The organism is Aquimarina macrocephali JAMB N27 (assembly GCF_000520995.1).
Lineage (GTDB): Bacteria > Bacteroidota > Bacteroidia > Flavobacteriales > Flavobacteriaceae > Aquimarina > Aquimarina macrocephali.
The window spans coordinates 124,581-143,480 of sequence record NZ_JACA01000014.1 but is presented as its reverse complement, the minus strand read 5'-3'; the positions used below and the strand labels follow the sequence as shown (position 1 = coordinate 143,480).

Genomic DNA, 18,900 nt, shown 5'->3' with positions numbered 1-18,900 from the left:
GTTACGTTTTTAATTGATTAATCCAGATTTATACTACTTCTCTGATGGTATTAATTTTGGAAAAGAACACATCTTCCAATGTTGGTGAAACAAGAGTAAATCCTACTCCAGGTTTTATGTCGCTTAAAACATGAATCAATGGTTTACCACCGACCATTTTATTAGAGATAATTATATATTCATTACTATAATCTTCAAGTTCATTTCGTTCAATTAATTTTTGCCACACTTTCTCATTTAATTCATCAATTACATGCTGCGGTCTACCTTTACAAATGAGTTTTCCTTGATTCATAATCGCCATATTTTGACATAATTCTCTTACGTCTTCTACAATATGAGTAGACAAAATAATGATGACATCTTCTGCTACGTTAGCCAGAAGGTTATGAAATCTATTTCTTTCTCCAGGATCTAACCCAGCAGTTGGTTCGTCTACAATGATTAGTTTTGGATTGCCTATCAATGCTTGAGCAATACCTATTCTTTGTTTCATCCCTCCCGAGAAACCTTTAACACTTTTGTTTCTTTTTTCATACAGGTTTACTTTTTGTAATAAAAAGCTTACTAATTCTGTTCTTTCCTTTCGGTTTGTGATACCTTTTAATATTGCTAAATGATCCAATAATTGCTTTGCTGTAATCTTTGGGTATACCCCAAACTCTTGTGGCAAATACCCTAATACTTTTCGTAATTCAATTGGGTTTTCGAGAATGTCAATGGCATCCAAATGTATTGTCCCTTTATCTGCTTCCTGCAATGTGGCCAAAGTTCTCATTAATGAAGATTTACCTGCACCATTTGGTCCTAACAAACCAAACATTCCGTTAGAAATTTCGAGCGAAAGGTTATCTAATGCTTTTACTCCATTTGAATACGTTTTACATAAATTTTTGATTACTAATTCCATGAGCTACTGATTTAAAGTCAGCAACAAAAAGAAGGTAAGAGAAAGAAGAAATCAATTTTTTTTAACCAACTTATATATATGAATAGCTAAAAAGTGTATTATCATTAATGAATGCTATTCATTGATAAAAAACATAGTTTCATTGATGATATTAGGGTATTCATTAATTAGAATAGTCTAACTCCAATAGTTTTAATATTTTTATTTCCAAGAATAGAATACTATGAAAATCCAAACACTAGATACCAGAAAAAAATATATTCTAATACATGTTTTAGTACTGTTTAGTATAATTTTGATAGTTGTATTTGGTTTTGTTATTTCTGATAAAAATGCGTTTACGTTATCATCTTTAATTAATTATTTTCTTCAAGCTACTACTAGCATTCTTTTGTTAATAGCCCCTCCTGTTTATTTCAATATATATTGGATTATCCCCAGGTATTTAGTAAAAAAACGATACTTCATTTATATTGTATTACTCCTTATCATGATTATTGGTTGGGGGTATATAATAGGCTATGGTGAACCCTTAATGGATCAATATTGGTTTAATCAACCTAATCAGGAAATGAAGCCAGAAAACGGCATCACTGGCATGATTGTTATCATACTGATTTCTACATTATTAAATCTATCTTATAGATGGTTTATTCAGCTCTCAAAAATAAATCAGATTGAAAATGATCGTCTTCATTTAGAATTATCATTACTAAAAAATCAAATCAATCCGCACTTCTTCTTTAATACATTAAATAACTTGTATGCTCTTTCACTAGAAAAATCTGACAAAACACCATCATTAATTTTGAAGTTGTCTGAAATAATGCGTTATACAATCTATGATTGCAAAGAACCCAGAGTATCTATTGGTGGAGAAGTAACATATTTAGTAAATTTTATTGAACTCCAAAAAATGAGACATCATAACCGTGGAATTATCACTTTCGAAAAAAAGATCGATGATGAATCAAAACAAATTGCACCTATGATCTTAATTGTATTTTTAGAAAACGCATTTAAACATGGTTTTGATCATATGGAAAAAAATGCATTTATAAACTTTAAATTACAGACCACAGAAAAGATATTGCACCTACATATTGAAAACAATTTTAGTGATACCGAAAATGATGGTGGAATCGGTCTTGAAAATGTGAAAAGAAGATTATCTTTAATTTATCCAAATGCACATGAACTTAAGATTGCTAAAAAGAACACTGTTTTTACTATTGATTTAAAATTAAATTTATAATGAACTGCATTACAATTGATGACGAACCTTTGGCCCATAAAGTGATAAAAAATTATTGCGCTAATCTTTCATTTTTAAATGTTGTGAAAGAATGTCATTCGGCGTTTGAAGCTATGAATTATTTAAATGAAAATCATGTAGATTTAATTTTTTTGGATATTAATATGCCCAAGCTTAAAGGATTGGATTTTTTACGTACTTTAAGTAATCCTCCGCTTATTATTGTAACTACAGCTTATCAGGAATATGCTATAGAAGGTTATGAGTTAAACATTCTGGATTATCTCTTAAAACCTTTTAGTTTTGAGCGGTTTTTAAAAGCTATAAATAAAGCCCAGAGTCAAAAGAAAATGATAGAGAGTTTGCAGAATGGAACAGAAAATCAAGTTTTCGAAAATCAAAAAAACACTGTAAATCAAAATGATAGCATATTTGTAAAAGGAGACAAAAAAATACATCAAATTCAATTAGGTAGTATTTTATATCTAGAAAGCTTAGGAAGTTATGTCAAAATACATCTGGAAAACGAAACTATTACATCATTAGATAGATTGACCAATTTTGAAAAGACTTTACCAAAAAATCAATTTTTAAGAATACATCGTTCTTATATAATAGCACTTAAAAAAATACAAACTATTGAAGGGAATCGATTAAAAGTAGCTGGAGTTGATATTCCTATAGGTAATGTTTATAAACATAACCTAACCCATGCTATTAAAAAATAGTGCTCATATTTATTAAAAAAAATATTGTTCTTCTTATTTCCTTACTTTTATTTAATTGTATTAATAACACTACCACAAGTTAGCATTGCGTCACCAAAATAAGGATTACGAATTTCTTTTTCTCCACTTATCCAAATAGCTCCTTTATTGGTATTCGCCATAGGGCATTTTTGCACATATATTGCTGTATTTAATTCGGTAAAACTAGATATTAAAGCTACTATATTCTCATTTAATACTACAAAATAGGTTCTTTGTTTTTCTAATTCTTTGTTGTCGGCAATATTATCTAATACCCTGATACTCTTTGATAGATGATTTTTTTCTACCTCGCTTAAATTTGAAGTTTTAATTGCTTTTAAGGTTTTATTTGTTGTTTTCGCAAAAATAGAAACCTTAGAAACATTAGATTCTACAAATGCTTCTTTCATTTGTAAGTATGGTATAAGGGCTGGTAAAAAATCTTTCTGAAATGATTTTGATAATTCCATTTGCATTCCCAAATGCCCTTCATGACCAGTCATCATCTTTCCTCCTTCTTTGTTCATCATTGATTTTTTTCCTTGTAATTGTGCTGCAGCATCAACGGTAAATGCTCCGTTTGTTACTATCTCATCACCATTATTGAGCCCATTTAGAATTGTATATGTATTTCCTGTAGCATTTCCCAGCAGTACTTCTCTCATTTCAAAAATAGGTTCGGTAGTATTTGCTTTTATATAGACTACAGAGCGCTCACCTGTCCATAACACAGCACTTGCCGGAACAATAAGTTGTTCTGTAACCTGATTTTTACTTGCAACACTACCAGTTACAAACATCCCTGGCTTAAAAAGATGATCTCGATTGCTAAGGTTAGTTCTTATTGTAATGGTTCTTGTTTTAGCATTTAAAACCGGGTTTATAAAAGATATTGTGCCATCAAATTTTTTATCAGGATATGCAGTAGTGATAATATTGATTCGCTGCCCTTTTCTGAATTGTGCAATTTGATTTTCATATACATCAAATTCTGCCCAGACCGTACTAAGGTTACTTACTTTTAAAATAGGCTGCCCCTGTTTTACATAATCACCTTCTGCACTCATTACCTCTGATACTGTACCCGAAACTGTTGCATAAACAGGAAAGTTTTCCTGAACTTTACCAGAAGACTCTATTGCATTGATTTGGTTGTCTGAAAGTTTCCATAACTTTAATTTATTGCGAACAGCTTTATATAGTATTGGTTGGGATTCTTTAAGCGATACCGCAGTAATAAGTTCTTGTTGTGCCGCGACAAGGTTTGGTGCATAAATAGTAGCTAATCTTTGCCCTTTTCTAACTTCTTGTCCTTTATAATTAACATTCAACTGTTCGATTCTACCATCAAAATAGCTAGCTTGTACTGCATTTGCTTCTTCATTTTCCATTATTTTTCCAGATAGTATAATCTTATTTTTATCAACTCCTGTCAAATTTCCGACTCTAGTAGTTTGGATATTTGCCAATGCCATTGCATTTTCGGTCATTTTAAATTGATCAGCAGAAAGGCCATCAGTTTTAGTTCCTGCCGGAATTAGATCCATACCACATATTGGACAATCGCCAGGTTCTGTCTGCATAATTTGAGGATGCATTGAGCAGGTCCACATTTGATTTGTTGTAGCGTCTTCCTGATCACTATTGTGATTGTGTTGAGTAGAATTATTATTCCCAAAAATAAAGTAACCTCCCAATAGCCCAGCAAGAACTGCTATACCAATATAAATGATGTTCTTATTCATGACTCTTATTTTTTTTTATTTTTCTAATTGTCGGTGAGGATATAAACCATAAAGTGAATCCACTTAGTACTGTTATTAATCCTAATAGAGAGAAAGTTCTAAGAATGATAGTATTAAAATTGTCTCTTCCTTCATAGTCCATTGTATGAGTCATCCAGAGGAAATCAAACCAACGCCACGATCGGTGTCTCACTCTTTGAAAACTTCCATCTTTTACCGAGATATATGCTTTTACGTTTTGAGAGTGCTCATATGAAATAACATAAGCAGGTAGTGGTCTTTCTCGATACTCATGATGATTACCCACTTCACTTATTTTGTCAACACTTTTTACTTTTAATTCTGGATGCATATTTTTTTCTGCAATTTTCAGAGCTTCAGAAGCAGTTATTTCTGATTTTGTAACTCCAGTATTTGCATTAAAAAGTTGCTTATCATTTACCCAATAATAAGGTTGTCCATCTATTTCTTTAAGTTCTAGTGATTGGATGGCTTCCTTTGTTTCTATTTGAGAAGGTTTTATCAAGTCATTAAAGGATATAACATCAACATTTTCATTTTTAAACTGATCTCCGTGAATATCATCAATATCTGTCCAGCTAAAATACAGGCCACTAACCGTCCATAGCAGAAACTGGATTCCTAAAAAGAGGCCTAAATACCTGTGTGCTTTTCTAATTTTTGTTGCTGTTTGCCTTTTAACCATATGTATTTATTTTCATATCTAATTGATATGTATTGTTTTTAATCGTAAAGCATTAGTTATTACTGACACAGAACTAAAACTCATCGCCAGAGCTGCAATCATAGGAGATAATAGGATTCCGAAAAAAGGAAAAAGTACTCCAGCAGCTATCGGCACCCCTAGTGTGTTATAAATAAGTGCGAAGAAAAGATTTTGCTTGATATTCTTCATTACTTTATCACTTAATTTTTTTGCCTTTACAATACCCTGTAAATCCCCTTTTACCAAAGTAATAGTTGCACTTTCAATGGCCACATCGGTACCTGTACCCATCGCAATACCAACATCACTTTTTGCAAGAGCAGGAGCATCATTAATACCATCTCCAGCCATTGCAACCACTTTACCGCTATCTTGTAATTTTTTAACTTCACTAAGTTTATCCTCGGGTAACATCTCTGCTTTAAAATTTTTGAGATTAAGCTCATTAGCGACCGCATAGGCGGTATTGTAATTATCCCCGGTAAGCATGATTACATCAATTCCATTATCCTGTAACTGCTTAATAGCTTCACGACTAGTTTCTTTGATTTTATCTCCTATAACGATATAACTTGCTACATTTTGATCGAGAGATAAAAAAGAAACTGTTTTTCCTTTTTTCTGATAAGATTCAGCTTGTTTTTTAAGCTCAACTGAAATAGGTACATTGGCATATTCTAACATTTTTGCATTACCCAATATCACTTTTACATTTGCGATGTTTCCTTCTACTCCTTTCCCTGTTACAGCTTTAAATTCACTTACATCTAATAATTCAATATGCTGTTCTTTTCCATATTTTAGTGTTGCCTGAGCCAATGGATGTTCACTTAAATTATTAAGAGAAATGATATATTGAAGGATTTCTTCTTTACTAAATCGATCTCCGAAAGCTTCTACATTTTCAACAGCCGGTTTCCCTTCAGTTATGGTTCCTGTCTTATCCACAATAAGAGTATCCACTTTGTTCATTGTTTCGAGTGCTTCTGCTCTTTTAATCAACACACCATTTTGAGCTCCCTTACCAACTCCAACCATTACAGACATTGGTGTAGCCAGACCCAAAGCACATGGACAGGCAATTATAAGTACAGCAATTGCATTTACAAATGCATAAACATAAGTAGGTTCGGGACCATAAACTGCCCAAATGACAAATGTGATTAAGGCAATGATAACCACTATAGGCACAAAATATCCCGAAACACTATCTGCCAGTTTTTGGATAGGAGCACGACTACGACTTGCATCATTTACCATTTGGATAATTTTTGATAACAACGTATCAGCTCCAACTTTTTCTGCTTTCAATAAGAAGGAATGATTTCCATTAATGGTTCCACTACTCACCAGATCACCTTCTATCTTATCTACTGGTATTGGTTCACCTGTGATCATTGATTCGTCTACAGATGTTTGCCCTTGAAAGATTGATCCATCTACTGGAATTTTATCTCCTGGTTTTACTCGTAGTATATCATTCAATTCTATCTGATCAATAGAAATTTCTTCTTCTTTACCTTCTACAACACGTATTGCTTTGTTAGGTGCCAGTTTCAACAGCTCCTTAATTGCAGTGTTTGTTTTGCTGTGTGCTCGTGATTCTAATACCTGGCCTAAAAGTACAAGTGTTAAGATAACGGTGGTCGCTTCAAAATATACATGTACTGTTCCTGATTCTGTTTTAAACTGATCTGGAAAAAAACTTGGAAAAAGCATTGCTAAAACACTAAATAACCATGCAGTACCCGCACCAATGCCTATTAGAGTAAACATATTGAGGTTCCAGATTTTTATAGAACGAAAAGCACGCTCAAAAAACATCCAGGTGGCATAGAACACTACAGGAACAGAAAGTCCAAACTGAATCCAATTTCTATATTTTAATTCCAAAATATCATTAAGCGGATTACTCGAAAACATATCTGACATCGCTATTATAAAAATAGGAACCGTAAATAGTACAGCTATCCAGAATTTCCTTAATAATTTTTTATAATTCTTCTCTTCTTCAGAAAGATCTGGTTGTAACACTATTAGATCCATACCACAAATAGAACATGCACCAGGGGCATCTTTAATTACTTCTGGATGCATTGGACAGGTATACTGTTCTACAGCAATTGTATGTAATGTTATTTCTTCAACTAAATCCATCCCACATACAGGACAATCCTGTAACGCATTGTATGTTTTATCTCCTTCGCAATGCATTGGGCAATAAAAAACTCCTGTACCTTTTCCTTTAGGTTTAACCTGTTTGGGTTTATCGTCCTGATCTTGTGTCCCAGGGAGATAAATGCTGTAACGTCCTCCTTCTTGTGCTAATACCTCTTTAAAAATAGCTAAAGAAATGTGTTCTTTTGTCTCAATAATTGCTTCTGCTTTCTCTAGATCAACAGACGCACTGGTCACCCCATCCATAGTATCAAGTATGTGCTCTACATGACCACGACAGCCATTACAAGTCATCCCAGATATTTTATATGTATGTTTCATTTTTTAATTTTCAATGTTTAACCAGTAAAATTATTGAGTTTACATCTCTTTATATTTGATAATTATGGTTTCTTCTTATACAATTTTGTCCAGTGGTTGACGATCCCACGATTGTAGATTTTTAAAGCTACTCATAGACATCCCAGTAACTGTTTTAAATTGTTTTGCCAGATGACTTCCACTTTTATAGTTCAATGAATGTGCTATTTCAGAAAAACTTAAGTTTCCCATTTGAATATATTCCTTCGTTTTTTCAATTTTAAGACGAATAAAATATTTTTCTATAGTCAAACCCTCATTACTACTAAACAATTTACTTATCACAGAATAATCCTTATGTATATGTTTAGAAATAAGATCAGATAGATTTTCATTTAACATACCATCATTCGACAATTCACTTATCAAATAGGATTTCACTTGTTCTACAATAAGAGCTACTTCATCATTTATGATTTCGAAACCATTACGAATAATAATTTCATTTACTTTTTTATAAGTAATGGCGTCAATATTACTAAACATGATCTCTCCCAATTCTATTGTTTCAACAGGGATTTTAGCATTTTTAAATTCCTGTTGTAGTACAGTTTTACATCGGTTACAGACCATGTTTTTGATTAAAACTTTTTTCATCTGGTTGTATTTATTGTTTTAGAAGTCAGATGGAATAGCTAGTGTAATTATCGAATAGTTTCGGCAACACTACCACATTTTAGCATTCGATCTCCAAAATATGGGTTCCTAATTTCTTTTTCTTTAGATAACCAATATCCACCTGTATTATCAAATGCCATTGGACAATATTGCTTATAAACCTCTCCAGACGACAATGCTCCTTTAAGCGCAGTTTCCATTTGTGCAGTAATTTCTATGAACGCTTTTCTTTGCTCCTCGATATCATCTGTATTTGTTATTGCCTCAACCGCCGTTTTTAGAGCTGTATTTTCTGTTACTTTGGCAAGCATTTGAGCTCCTGCTTTAGCTTCATTAGCATCTGTATTTACCAAAGCTGTTTTGATATGGATATAATGCTGAAAAGCTTCTGCTGTTTCTACATTTTTAAACTGAACTTCCTTTGTTTGCTCTCCTTCATGACTACTATGATCATTATTATGACCCATTTCAGAATGTTCCTGTTTTTCATCTGTTTTAGATGTTTTATTCTCTTTGCAAGATAGTATTGTTAATCCTAGTATTGCTACTATAATTACTCTTATATCATAAATTTTTAAGTTTCTCATTTTGTTTACTTTTTTAAATAGTTTTGTTTTTTTGATTTGTTAAATAATTGATAATCGCAGCTTGTGTATAGTATAATTGTATACTCTCTATCTGATTTAGCTGAAATTTAAGTTGTAGTTCCTGGATGTCTAACACATCATTAAAATCTATAGTTCCTGTTTCATAGCTTTTTATCAGTATTTCTTCTGCATTTTTGGCTTGTTTTAAATTTTCTTTCTGAGTATTGTATTTGATTCTTGCAGTATTTCTATTGGAAACAGCCTTCCCTAAAATCGTTTCCATATGGTTTAATCGTTCTTCTTTTTGTGCTGTAATTTCTTGTTGGCGCAATTTGTTTTGACGAGTTCGGGAATTATGACGCTTATTAAATATAGGGATAGAAAAAGATACCATAGGCATTATAATATCTTTACCATTATCATTTATAGCAACATCATTTCTCTCTGATACTGGTATATAGTCAAGTCCAAAACCAATTTGTGGAGCCTTTTCTTTTCGATTAAGCAATTCTGATTGTTTTATGCTTTCATATATCTTATCGTATTTAAGTAGTTCTGGGTTAAGTTGTAAACTTTCAGTATTAGTAATAGGATCTTCTGGTGGCATATTCATTTCACTAGGGACAACTATATCAATACCCAAACCTCTATTTAGTAAGGTATTAAAAGCTATTTGCTCTGCCAAAAAACTTTCTTTAAGTACTGCTTTATGTTGTTCTAGCTCATTTTGACGCATTTGTAGTTTTAATACATCTACTGCAGAGCTTTTACCCACTTCGATAGATGTTAGTGCCAGCTTCTCGTAAGTTTGTAATAGTAGAATATTATCTTCAAGTATCTTTTGTTTGCTTTGTATTGCAAATAATTTATAATACGATTGAGAAATCGAAAGGGCTAATTTTCTTTTCACAATTACAATATTTACATATTCTGTCTCTGCCATAGCCGTAGAATAATTTTCTCTTGTTGTAATTGTTCCAAACCATGGTAACTTTTGTTGGATAGAAAATTTTGCACGTTGTGCACCTGTACGTGTTTCGGGTTCGCTTACAAAGTACCCTACACTTAATTGAGTATTAGGTATAGTATTCACTTCTTTTATTTTTTCTTTTGCAACTGCATAACGTAACTCAAAAGACTGAATACTAGAACTATTACGCCATCCTTCCTGAATATATGATTCAAGTTGTTGGGCATGTGTTAAATGAAAAGTGAAAAGAAATCCTAGTATAATATTTAAATGCTTCATTTACTCATTTTTTTAAGTTGAACTTCTTTTTTCCAGCCAAATAATACCGGTACAACAAATAGTGTTATAAGGGCAATCACCATTCCGCCAAATGAAGGAATTGCCATTGGTATCATAATATCACTCCCACGCCCAGTAGATGTTAATATTGGTAATAATGCAAGAATTGTAGTTGCAGTAGTCATTAGGCAAGGGCGAATTCTCTTCTCTCCTGCTTCGATCACAGATGTTCTAATATCATTAAGGGATTTCGGTTCATTTTTATCAAAAGTCTGTTTAAGATAAGTCGCCATTACTACTCCATCATCTGTAGCAATACCAAAAAGTGCTATGAAGCCAACCCACACTGCAACACTTAGATTGATGGTGTGAACTTGAAACAGATCTCGCAAGTTTTTATCAAAGAAATTGATGTTTAAAAACCAATCTTGACCATATAACCAGATCATTAAAAATCCACCAGAAAAAGCTACTGCAATACCTGTAAATACTATTAATGAGGTAGTTATTGAGCGAAACTGAAGGTAGAGTATTAAAAAGATAATGGCCAAAGCCAAAGGTACTACAATCGATAATGTCTTTTCTGCTCTCAATTGATTTTCATACGTACCTGTGAATTGATAGGTTATTCCTTTTGGAACAATCAGTTCACTATTATCGATCTTGGTTTTTATTAAGTTTTGTGCATTCTTAACAACATTTACTTCTGCAAAACCATCTTTCTTATCAAATAAAACATAGCCCACTAGAAATGTATCTTCACTTTTTATCACTTGCGGCCCTTGTTCATAACGAATATCCACTAATTCGCTTAGCGGTATCGAACTTCCTTTTTCCAAAGGAACATAGATAGTTTCGAGATCTGTTGGATTAGCCCGAAGTTCGCGTGGATAGCGTACTCGAACTCCATAACGTTCTCTACCTTCCACCGTTTGTGTAAGTGAAATTCCTCCTATTGCTACTTCGAGAATTTGCTGAACCTGTTCAACCGATACTCCATAACGTACCAATTGTTCTCTATCAATGTCTAAAAGCAAATAAGGTTTTCCAACAATACGATCTGCAAACACTGCTTCTTCTTTTACTCCATCTACTTCTTTTAGTATCTCTTCTAATTGGATTCCAAAAGCTTCAATTTGTTTTAAATTCTGCCCTTTTACTTTAATACCCATTGGGGCTCGCATTCCCGTTTGTAGCATTATCAATCTGGTTTCTATCGGTTGTAATTTTGGTACCGAAGTAACCCCAGGTAATTTTGTTACTTTTATGATTTGGACCCAAATATCGTCTGGGCTCTTGATTTCTGGCCTCCAGTTACGGTAGAATTGGCCATTATTATCAGGAATAAGGTTTTCTCTATTAACCGAAAAATATTTCTTTTTCGATACATTACCGACTTTATCAGGGTTAACATCATAGTTTTTATTATAAATCAGCTTTCCATCTTTACCTATAAATAAGCCATCATCATTAATCTTATATCGTTGTCTTTTCCCATTTTTATTAAGCATATACTCTGGCTTATATAAAATGATATTCTCATACATTGATAATGGAGCAGGATCAAGTGAAGATTCTGTTCTACCTGCTTTACCAACGACAGTTTTAATTTCGGGAATACTTGCTACTGCCATATCCAATTGCTGTAATATTCTCTTATTTTCTGCCACTCCAGCATGTGATAATGTGGTCGGCATCAATAGAAAAGATCCTTCATTTAACGAAGGCATGAACTCTTTTCCTATATTTTTCATGATTAAAAAACCAAAAACAATAATAATAGTGGGTAGAGATAAAAATAGTAGCTTATTATTCAACGCCCATTGTAATATTCTGGTATAATATTTTCTAAAAAGCGTAAAACTACCTAACAGTCCAAAGCAAATAACCCCTACAAAAATGAGGTTCACGAACATACTTTTACCTGCACCCATTGGTCTCCAATATTCTGATAACAAGAGTACTATTGTTACTACTGCTATACTAATATTGATCAAATTAGTATGGTCTTGTGAAACTATACCTCTTAAGTTAAGAATAGTTGTTATTGCAAAAGCTATCAAAATTACACCTAACCACATACCATTAAGAACTACTATACATCCTAATACAATTAAAACACTATTGATCACATAACTCACTGAGGTTTTGATGTTTTTCTTTCTGAATAGAAAAGCAGCAAATGGTGGAATAAAGAATAAGGCTACTATAATTGATGCTGTAAGTGCCATTGTTTTGGTAAATGCTAATGGTCTAAATAGCTTTCCTTCTGCACCAATCATTGTAAATACAGGTATAAAACTGATTATCGTAGTTAGTACTGCTGTCAATATTGCTCCAGAAATTTCTGCAGTAGCATTATATACTACTGTATTTACCGGTAAATGATTTTTATTATCATCCAGATGCCTTATAATATTTTCTGAAAGTATCACTCCCATATCTACCATCGTACCGATAGCAATAGCAATACCGGATAAAGCAACAATATTAGCATCGACTCCAAACAATTTCATAGCTATAAAAACCATCAAAATGGCTACGGGTAAAAGTCCCGAAATAAGGATTGAAGCTCTGAGATTAAATACCATAATAATGACAACAAGAAAGGTGATCAAAATTTCTAAGGTAAGAGCCTCGTTAAGTGTACCTATTGTTTCATGAATAAGTTCGGTTCGATCATAAAAAGGAACTATCGTTAATTGTGAAGTACGACCGTCTTTTAATTGTTTGGATGGTAAACCGGTACTGAGTTCGGTAATTTTGTCTTTTACATTATTGATAACCTCTAATGGATTTGCTCCATAACGTGCTACTACCACACCTCCTACTACTTCTGCACCTTCCTTATCCAAAATACCTCTTCTGGCTTCTGGCCCTAAACTAACACTGGCAATATCTTTAATACGTATTGAAGTATATTCTTCAGACGTTACTACTGCATTTTCTATATCTGCAATAGATTTTATATATCCCAGACCGCGAACTAGATATTCTGCCTGGTTAATTTCTAACGTCTGTGCGCCGATATCCCTATTTGATTGCTTAACAGCATTAACAACATGCTGCAAACTAATATTATACTGGCGCATTAGCTCTGGATTTACATCTACCTGATATTCTTGTACGTATCCACCGACAGAGGCCACCTCTGATACTCCACCAGCAGATGATAACGCATATTTCACATAGTAATCCTGAACACTTCTTAGTTCTTGCAAATCCCAACCACCAGTTACATTTCCGTTTTCGTCTCGCCCTTCTATGGTGTACCAAAAAATCTGGCCCAATCCAGTTGCATCTGGCCCCAAACTTGGGTTTACTCCATTTGGTAATAATCCTGATGGTAATGAATTTAGTTTCTCCAGAATACGACTCCTACTCCAGTAGAATTCTACATCTTCTTCAAAAATGACATAAATACTTGAAAACCCAAACATTGAAGAGCTACGAATAGTTTTTACTCCTGGCACTCCTAAAAGTGAAGTAGTTAAAGGGTACGTAATCTGGTCCTCGATATCTTGTGGTGATCGCCCCTGCCATTTTGTAAATACAATTTGCTGGTTTTCGCCAATATCTGGTATAGCATCGACTGCTACGGGGTCACTAGGTAATATTCCTGTTTGCCAACCAAATGGTGCATTTACAACACCCCATCCTACAAAAAGAGCTAGTAAAAGGACTGCAACCAATTTATTCTCAATAAGAAATTTGATGCTTTTATTTAGCATATACTGATTATTTGATAATTAGAAAAAGGCGTTGTTTTTGGATTACAAACAACAACTCTAGCCCACATGAATCTCCATTGGGCATAATTTAATTATCAATGTATCAAATAAGAAAGGTTTCGTTAAGCACATGAATATCCTTGACTAAGAAAGGAGGCGGATACTCTTTAAAAGGGATGACATTATCCTCAAGTCCTTCAAAAAGGTCTATATATGAGTAATAAAAAATTGCAACAAAAGCCTGTTGCTCTAAAGTGATTTTATCAAATGAATTTTGAAGTTCATCCTGTCCTTCAAAATTAAGTTGCTTATCAGTACAACAACTTTTTTTGGCCATTACCGAACATGCAATTGAACTAGAAACTTGTTGTTCCATTCCGCAGGTCTTTGCTTCTTTAAACAAAGCAACGTCCACCAAAGTATTTCCACAATAATGCATATCTAATGTAAACGACATAGTAGATATCAACACTACCATTGCCATTAAAACAGCCGATATTTTATGGATAAACTTTTTCATTTATGTAACAAATCTACAAAAAATAGATATAACGAATTTTGTTTAACAGAAGTTTAATCTTTGTTCTTAAGGAATAAAACCCTAAATACTTCTCAAATCAAAAGATTTTTCAATAAAAATTAAGGTCAATTATTTCGCCTTTAGTTGTCTAATAATCGCATTTTATAGTTCCAAAATGGGTTTATTTTACTTCTTAATGATATTAAAGAAAGATGTTCTATACGTTTTCCCGATAGGAATGGCTTCTTTTTCTATATGCACAAGATTCCCTTCTATTTTGTCAATTTTTCTAAAATTAATGATGTAGGACCTATGGATTCTTATAAATCCATCTTCTTTAAGTTTATATTCCCAATTACTCAGACTATCTTGAACTAGTAGTTTCTTTTCGCCATAATAGATATATATGTAGTCTGCTTCTGATTTGATATAATAAATATCATTTTTAATTATTTTGTAAAAGGTTTTGTCTGTATATACAAATAGTTCTTTTTCATTATGAATCGTATTTTTATCTGTAAGGGTGTTTTGTATTCGCATTACAGATTTTAAAAATCTATGATAAGAAAAAGGTTTGAGTAGGTAATCCTCTACAGCTTCTTCAAAAGCATCAATTGCATAATCTCTATAGGCAGTTGTAATAATAACTTTAGGTTTTATTTCTAAACTTTTTAAGAAATCTAAACCATTAGCTCCTGGCAATTGTATGTCTAATAATATAAAATCTACTTCGTTTAGGACATATAAAGGTAATTCTGAAACCGACTCAAAAACGCCAACACATTCAATATCTGAGGACTGCCCAATATATTTCATCAATAATTGCTGTGCAGGCAGTTCATCTTCTATAATGATGCATTTCATTTTAGATCAATTTTTAAATTCACTTTAAAAGTATTTTCTAATGACTCAATAGTAAGAGTATGCTTAGATGGATACAATAAAGCTAATCTCTTTTTTACATTTTCTATACCAATACCACTATCTTTCCATACTTCTGACTGTTTTGAAGAATAACTGGGATCATATCGGTTTTCGATCCATAAATTGAGTACATTATTTGCAAGTTTCACATCAATACTAAGAGGTATTTTCTTTCCTTCTACCATACTAGAATACTTAAATGCATTTTCAATAAAAGGAATCATCAACAATGGTGGTATATTCTGTTTTGGGTTATCCAAAGTATTTGAAAATTTAATATCAATTTTTTTTCCTAATCGGGCCTTTTGTAATTCTATATATCCATTAATAAATTCAATCTCTTGCAACAAAGGTACATTTGGTTTTTCTCCTTCATGCATTAAATAGTGAAGGCTATCAGAGAGTTTTAGAATTTTATCTGCCAAAACTTCATCCTTAAGGATTGCATTAGAGTACAACATGTTTAAGGTATTGAATAAAAAATGAGGATTTAGCTGTGCTTTAAGGCTTTTTAACTCTGCCTGAACTCGTTCTTGTTCTGTTCTTTCTAATATTTGGTTACTAATGATATTCTTCTTAATCGTAAATATTGCCAAAAAAAAGGCATTTATCAATAGATATTCTACTGTTTTATTAATAAAACAAAGTCTAAAATTGCATTGACAAGTTTTACCATTCAAATAACAATTTAGATACACAATTAAAAAAAACATTAATAAAAATATTATCACAGCTTTTATACTTCTGTAATTTTTTATTAAGAAAAAATGAGCGATGTATACAGAAACTCCAATAAAAACTGTATTTAATACTGCCTCACTAAAATCAAAAGAAAACCTGTTATGATCCCCAAATTTAATAATGGGATAGGTAAAGTATAATATCCAAAACAGGAAGTGTAATCCTATTTCAAAATATTTTATTTCGAACACTTTTTTCATACGCTTCTCGTAAATTTAATATTAATCAATGAGACCACTATTATAGCGTCTTGATTTTTTATTTCGTTGTTTAACCGTCCCTCCATCTATACGATAAGAAAATGCCAGGTGTACAACTCTTGAGGTAGGTTTGTATGTATAACTTTGTGAAAACCCATTACCAGAATTGATACCTTCAAAACTTTGAGTATTAAAAAGGTCTGTTACCCGTAAATTTATATTCCCTTTATTTTTTAAGATTTTATGTCTGATTCCTAAATCTATTTTTTGAGTAACTTCCCGGGTATAGAAAAACCCTTTTGAAGGACCATTATAACGCCAGGATACTACCACGTTCGTTTTTTGAGATACTGTGAATTGATTTTTTAGTGTTAGATTATAGCTTCTATTAAAATTACGGGTAAAGCCAATTTGGTCGTTTTTAAATTCTTCATAATTCCAATTAAAATTTAGGTCAGTGGTTAACCAATTATAAGGTTTTATGTTTATTGCCATTTCTAGCCCATAAGCATTCGTTGCGCCATTATTTACAGAAGTAAATACATTAATCCCATCATCATTTACATAATTATTGGTGGTAATAATGTTTTCTTTAAGGCGGTAAGCAAAAGCTGGCGTTATTTTTAAATATTTCTTCTTGAATTGATAGGAAACATCAAAATTATTTGAAAACTCGGGCTCTAAAGCCGGATTTCCCTGGCTAATCGAAAACTCATTAATCTGAAATGCAATGGGGTTTACCTGGCTTAAAGTAGGTCTGGATGTTCTTCTATTATATCCAAAAATAAATGTTTGATCTTCTTTTATTGTATAACTTAAATGCAATGAGGGAAACAGATTTGTAAAGTCATTCTCTATGATTGTATTATCCGTTTTAAGATTTGCTTTTCTGGCAAATAGCTCTCCCCTTACTCCTGCCTGAATATTTACCCCTTTCAGGTTATATTTGATTAATGTGTATGCAGCATATGTCGATTGTGTGTTTTCAAAACTTTCTTGTGATAAAGGAATATTATTTGCATCAAAAAAAGAGCGTGAATTATCGAGATTTTGTCGATTCCAAAACGTTCCTGCTTCAATTTTAAATTTCTCACTTAGTGCTCCCGAATAATCCATTGCCAGACTTGTAATAAAAACATCATTATCAGTAGCGTTATCAGTAATCTCAAGATTTGGTCTAAAATCACTTTTTAGAATATTTGCATTATCGGATAACTGAATATCAATTTCAAGAAAATTTTCTTTCTCCTTAAAATAACGTCTATAATTACCATTTGCATTAAATGTTTTATGAGAATGACTCCCTAAAATATTTTGAAAAGTAGTGACATCATTCTGAATTATATTAGCCTTATTATCCAATATATGTCCGTTATCAGTATAATCCAAACCTAAAGAAAATTCATTATCATCATTTGGAAACCAGTCAATGCCTCCATTAACTTTATACACATCTCCATTAAATTTAAAATCACTTAACTGTGTAAATGGTTGAATTCCCGATCGATTTTGGGTATTTTCATTTTCGAATATATTCTTCTTATAAGAACCTCCAAATCTATAACTGGTTTTAGATCGTCCATAATTAATTCCACCATTTGCACCGTGACTTCCCAGAGAATTTCCATTTAGACTTGTAGTTATGACAACCCCTTTCCTTACTTTTTTATTGGTAATGATATTAATAATTCCGGTAAGACCATTAGCTTGATATTTTGCAGATGGTGATGTTATGATCTCAATTTTATTGATTTCATCAGAGGGAATTTGTTGCAATAGTTCTGTTGTACTTAATGGTGATGGTTTACCATTAACTAATACATTTACATTTTGACTTCCTCTTAAACTAATATTACCATTTTGATCTGCCTGCACTTCGGATAATTGACTTAATACAGTTGCTGCATCTCCCCCACCTGATAATAAATCTTTTCCTACATGCACTACTTTTTTATCAATTAACTGCTTTACTGTGGTTTCTTCTGCTACAAGAGTTACTTCATCCAGTGTTGTTGCTTCTGTTTTCATGGTAATATCCAAAGTGGTGTTTTTATCAATTACAACAGAAGACATATATGTTTCATATCCAATAAAACTTGCTTCTACATCATATTTACCACTTTGATAATCTATACTATAAACACCATTATCATCGGTTGTTACACCTTCTAAAAATTCTCCTTTTTGGTTTTTTAAAATTACAGTTGCGTAAGGTATTGGCTCATTAGTATCTATATCAATAATTTCACCTTTCAAGGATTGAGAGAAAGAGTTGAGAAAAGACAATAATAGAATAATAATGATAGTAATTAATCGGGCCATTACTTTTTGTTTTTTTGTTATGACTCAAAACTACAATCGAATACTAGCACTAGTAATTAATATCTATGAATGGCTTTAGTTTGT

14 protein-coding genes are annotated in these 18,900 nt (G+C 32.3%); 2 read left to right on the top strand and 12 right to left on the bottom strand.

The features are described from left to right. Positions 1-28 precede the first annotated feature (28 nt). Positions 29-910: an ABC transporter ATP-binding protein gene (locus Z054_RS0111165; protein WP_024770151.1), complete on the bottom strand. Its 882-nt coding sequence runs from the start codon at positions 908-910 to the stop codon at positions 29-31. 223 nt (positions 911-1,133) lie between these two features. On the opposite strand from Z054_RS0111165, the gene Z054_RS30135 reads away from it, so the two are divergent. Together Z054_RS30135 and Z054_RS0111155 are read left to right on the top strand one after the other, a co-directional pair. Beyond that, positions 1,134-2,165 carry a sensor histidine kinase gene (locus Z054_RS30135; protein ID WP_024770150.1) on the top strand — a complete coding sequence of 344 codons (1,032 nt, stop codon included), beginning with the start codon at positions 1,134-1,136 and terminating at the stop codon, positions 2,163-2,165. Next, entirely contained in the window at positions 2,165-2,893 is a 729-nt protein-coding gene (locus Z054_RS0111155) for a LytR/AlgR family response regulator transcription factor (protein ID WP_035091475.1), read from the top strand. Before Z054_RS30135 ends, Z054_RS0111155 begins: the two co-directional genes overlap by 1 nt. Positions 2,894-2,940: 47 nt before the next feature. Here the strand turns inward: Z054_RS0111155 and Z054_RS0111150 are convergent, their stop codons facing one another. From Z054_RS0111150 to Z054_RS0111100, 11 genes are all read right to left on the bottom strand, one after another. Next, positions 2,941-4,659 (bottom strand): efflux RND transporter periplasmic adaptor subunit, encoded by a 1,719-nt coding sequence (locus tag Z054_RS0111150; protein ID WP_024770148.1) that lies wholly within the window; start codon positions 4,657-4,659, stop codon positions 2,941-2,943. Then, positions 4,652-5,365, bottom strand: a complete 714-nt coding sequence (locus tag Z054_RS0111145; RefSeq protein ID WP_024770147.1) for a PepSY domain-containing protein — start codon at positions 5,363-5,365, stop codon at positions 4,652-4,654. Before Z054_RS0111145 ends, Z054_RS0111150 begins: the two co-directional genes overlap by 8 nt. 18 nt (positions 5,366-5,383) lie before the next feature. Next, positions 5,384-7,885: a heavy metal translocating P-type ATPase gene (locus Z054_RS0111140; RefSeq protein WP_024770146.1), complete on the bottom strand. Its 2,502-nt coding sequence runs from the start codon at positions 7,883-7,885 to the stop codon at positions 5,384-5,386. Between the two features lie 75 nt (positions 7,886-7,960). Continuing rightward, the gene (locus Z054_RS0111135; RefSeq protein WP_024770145.1) at positions 7,961-8,521 is read right to left on the bottom strand and encodes a helix-turn-helix domain-containing protein; all 561 of its coding nucleotides are present in this window, start codon (positions 8,519-8,521) and stop codon (positions 7,961-7,963) included. 47 nt (positions 8,522-8,568) lie between these two features. After that, entirely contained in the window at positions 8,569-9,129 is a 561-nt protein-coding gene (locus Z054_RS28300; RefSeq protein WP_024770144.1) for a DUF3347 domain-containing protein, read from the bottom strand. 13 nt (positions 9,130-9,142) lie between these two features. After that, positions 9,143-10,378: a TolC family protein gene (locus Z054_RS0111125; protein WP_024770143.1), complete on the bottom strand. Its 1,236-nt coding sequence runs from the start codon at positions 10,376-10,378 to the stop codon at positions 9,143-9,145. After that, entirely contained in the window at positions 10,375-14,109 is a 3,735-nt protein-coding gene (locus Z054_RS0111120) for an efflux RND transporter permease subunit (RefSeq protein WP_024770142.1), read from the bottom strand. The genes Z054_RS0111125 and Z054_RS0111120 overlap by 4 nt, the downstream gene beginning before the upstream one ends. A 103-nt stretch (positions 14,110-14,212) precedes the next feature. Next, the gene (locus Z054_RS0111115; RefSeq protein WP_024770141.1) at positions 14,213-14,629 is read right to left on the bottom strand and encodes an HYC_CC_PP family protein; all 417 of its coding nucleotides are present in this window, start codon (positions 14,627-14,629) and stop codon (positions 14,213-14,215) included. A gap of 186 nt (positions 14,630-14,815) precedes the next feature. Continuing rightward, positions 14,816-15,493: a LytR/AlgR family response regulator transcription factor gene (locus Z054_RS0111110; protein ID WP_024770140.1), complete on the bottom strand. Its 678-nt coding sequence runs from the start codon at positions 15,491-15,493 to the stop codon at positions 14,816-14,818. Next, positions 15,490-16,494: a sensor histidine kinase gene (locus Z054_RS0111105; RefSeq protein WP_024770139.1), complete on the bottom strand. Its 1,005-nt coding sequence runs from the start codon at positions 16,492-16,494 to the stop codon at positions 15,490-15,492. The genes Z054_RS0111110 and Z054_RS0111105 overlap by 4 nt, the downstream gene beginning before the upstream one ends. 21 nt (positions 16,495-16,515) lie before the next feature. Then, a complete protein-coding gene (locus Z054_RS0111100) occupies positions 16,516-18,816 on the bottom strand; it encodes a TonB-dependent receptor domain-containing protein (protein ID WP_084050266.1) in 2,301 nt (766 codons plus the stop codon). Positions 18,817-18,900: the final 84 nt, after the last annotated feature.

What these genes read in the sequence shown, in the direction of transcription:
- Z054_RS0111165 (WP_024770151.1), bottom strand. Translation starts at nt 910, where the DNA reads ATGGAATTAGTAATCAAAAATTTATGTAAAACGTATTCAAATGGAGTA.
- Z054_RS30135 (WP_024770150.1), top strand. Translation starts at nt 1,134, where the DNA reads ATGAAAATCCAAACACTAGATACCAGAAAAAAATATATTCTAATACAT.
- Z054_RS0111155 (WP_035091475.1), top strand. Translation starts at nt 2,165, where the DNA reads ATGAACTGCATTACAATTGATGACGAACCTTTGGCCCATAAAGTGATA.
- Z054_RS0111150 (WP_024770148.1), bottom strand. Translation starts at nt 4,659, where the DNA reads ATGAATAAGAACATCATTTATATTGGTATAGCAGTTCTTGCTGGGCTA.
- Z054_RS0111145 (WP_024770147.1), bottom strand. Translation starts at nt 5,365, where the DNA reads ATGGTTAAAAGGCAAACAGCAACAAAAATTAGAAAAGCACACAGGTAT.
- Z054_RS0111140 (WP_024770146.1), bottom strand. Translation starts at nt 7,885, where the DNA reads ATGAAACATACATATAAAATATCTGGGATGACTTGTAATGGCTGTCGT.
- Z054_RS0111135 (WP_024770145.1), bottom strand. Translation starts at nt 8,521, where the DNA reads ATGAAAAAAGTTTTAATCAAAAACATGGTCTGTAACCGATGTAAAACT.
- Z054_RS28300 (WP_024770144.1), bottom strand. Translation starts at nt 9,129, where the DNA reads ATGAGAAACTTAAAAATTTATGATATAAGAGTAATTATAGTAGCAATA.
- Z054_RS0111125 (WP_024770143.1), bottom strand. Translation starts at nt 10,378, where the DNA reads ATGAAGCATTTAAATATTATACTAGGATTTCTTTTCACTTTTCATTTA.
- Z054_RS0111120 (WP_024770142.1), bottom strand. Translation starts at nt 14,109, where the DNA reads ATGCTAAATAAAAGCATCAAATTTCTTATTGAGAATAAATTGGTTGCA.
- Z054_RS0111115 (WP_024770141.1), bottom strand. Translation starts at nt 14,629, where the DNA reads ATGAAAAAGTTTATCCATAAAATATCGGCTGTTTTAATGGCAATGGTA.
- Z054_RS0111110 (WP_024770140.1), bottom strand. Translation starts at nt 15,493, where the DNA reads ATGAAATGCATCATTATAGAAGATGAACTGCCTGCACAGCAATTATTG.
- Z054_RS0111105 (WP_024770139.1), bottom strand. Translation starts at nt 16,494, where the DNA reads ATGAAAAAAGTGTTCGAAATAAAATATTTTGAAATAGGATTACACTTC.
- Z054_RS0111100 (WP_084050266.1), bottom strand. Translation starts at nt 18,816, where the DNA reads ATGGCCCGATTAATTACTATCATTATTATTCTATTATTGTCTTTTCTC.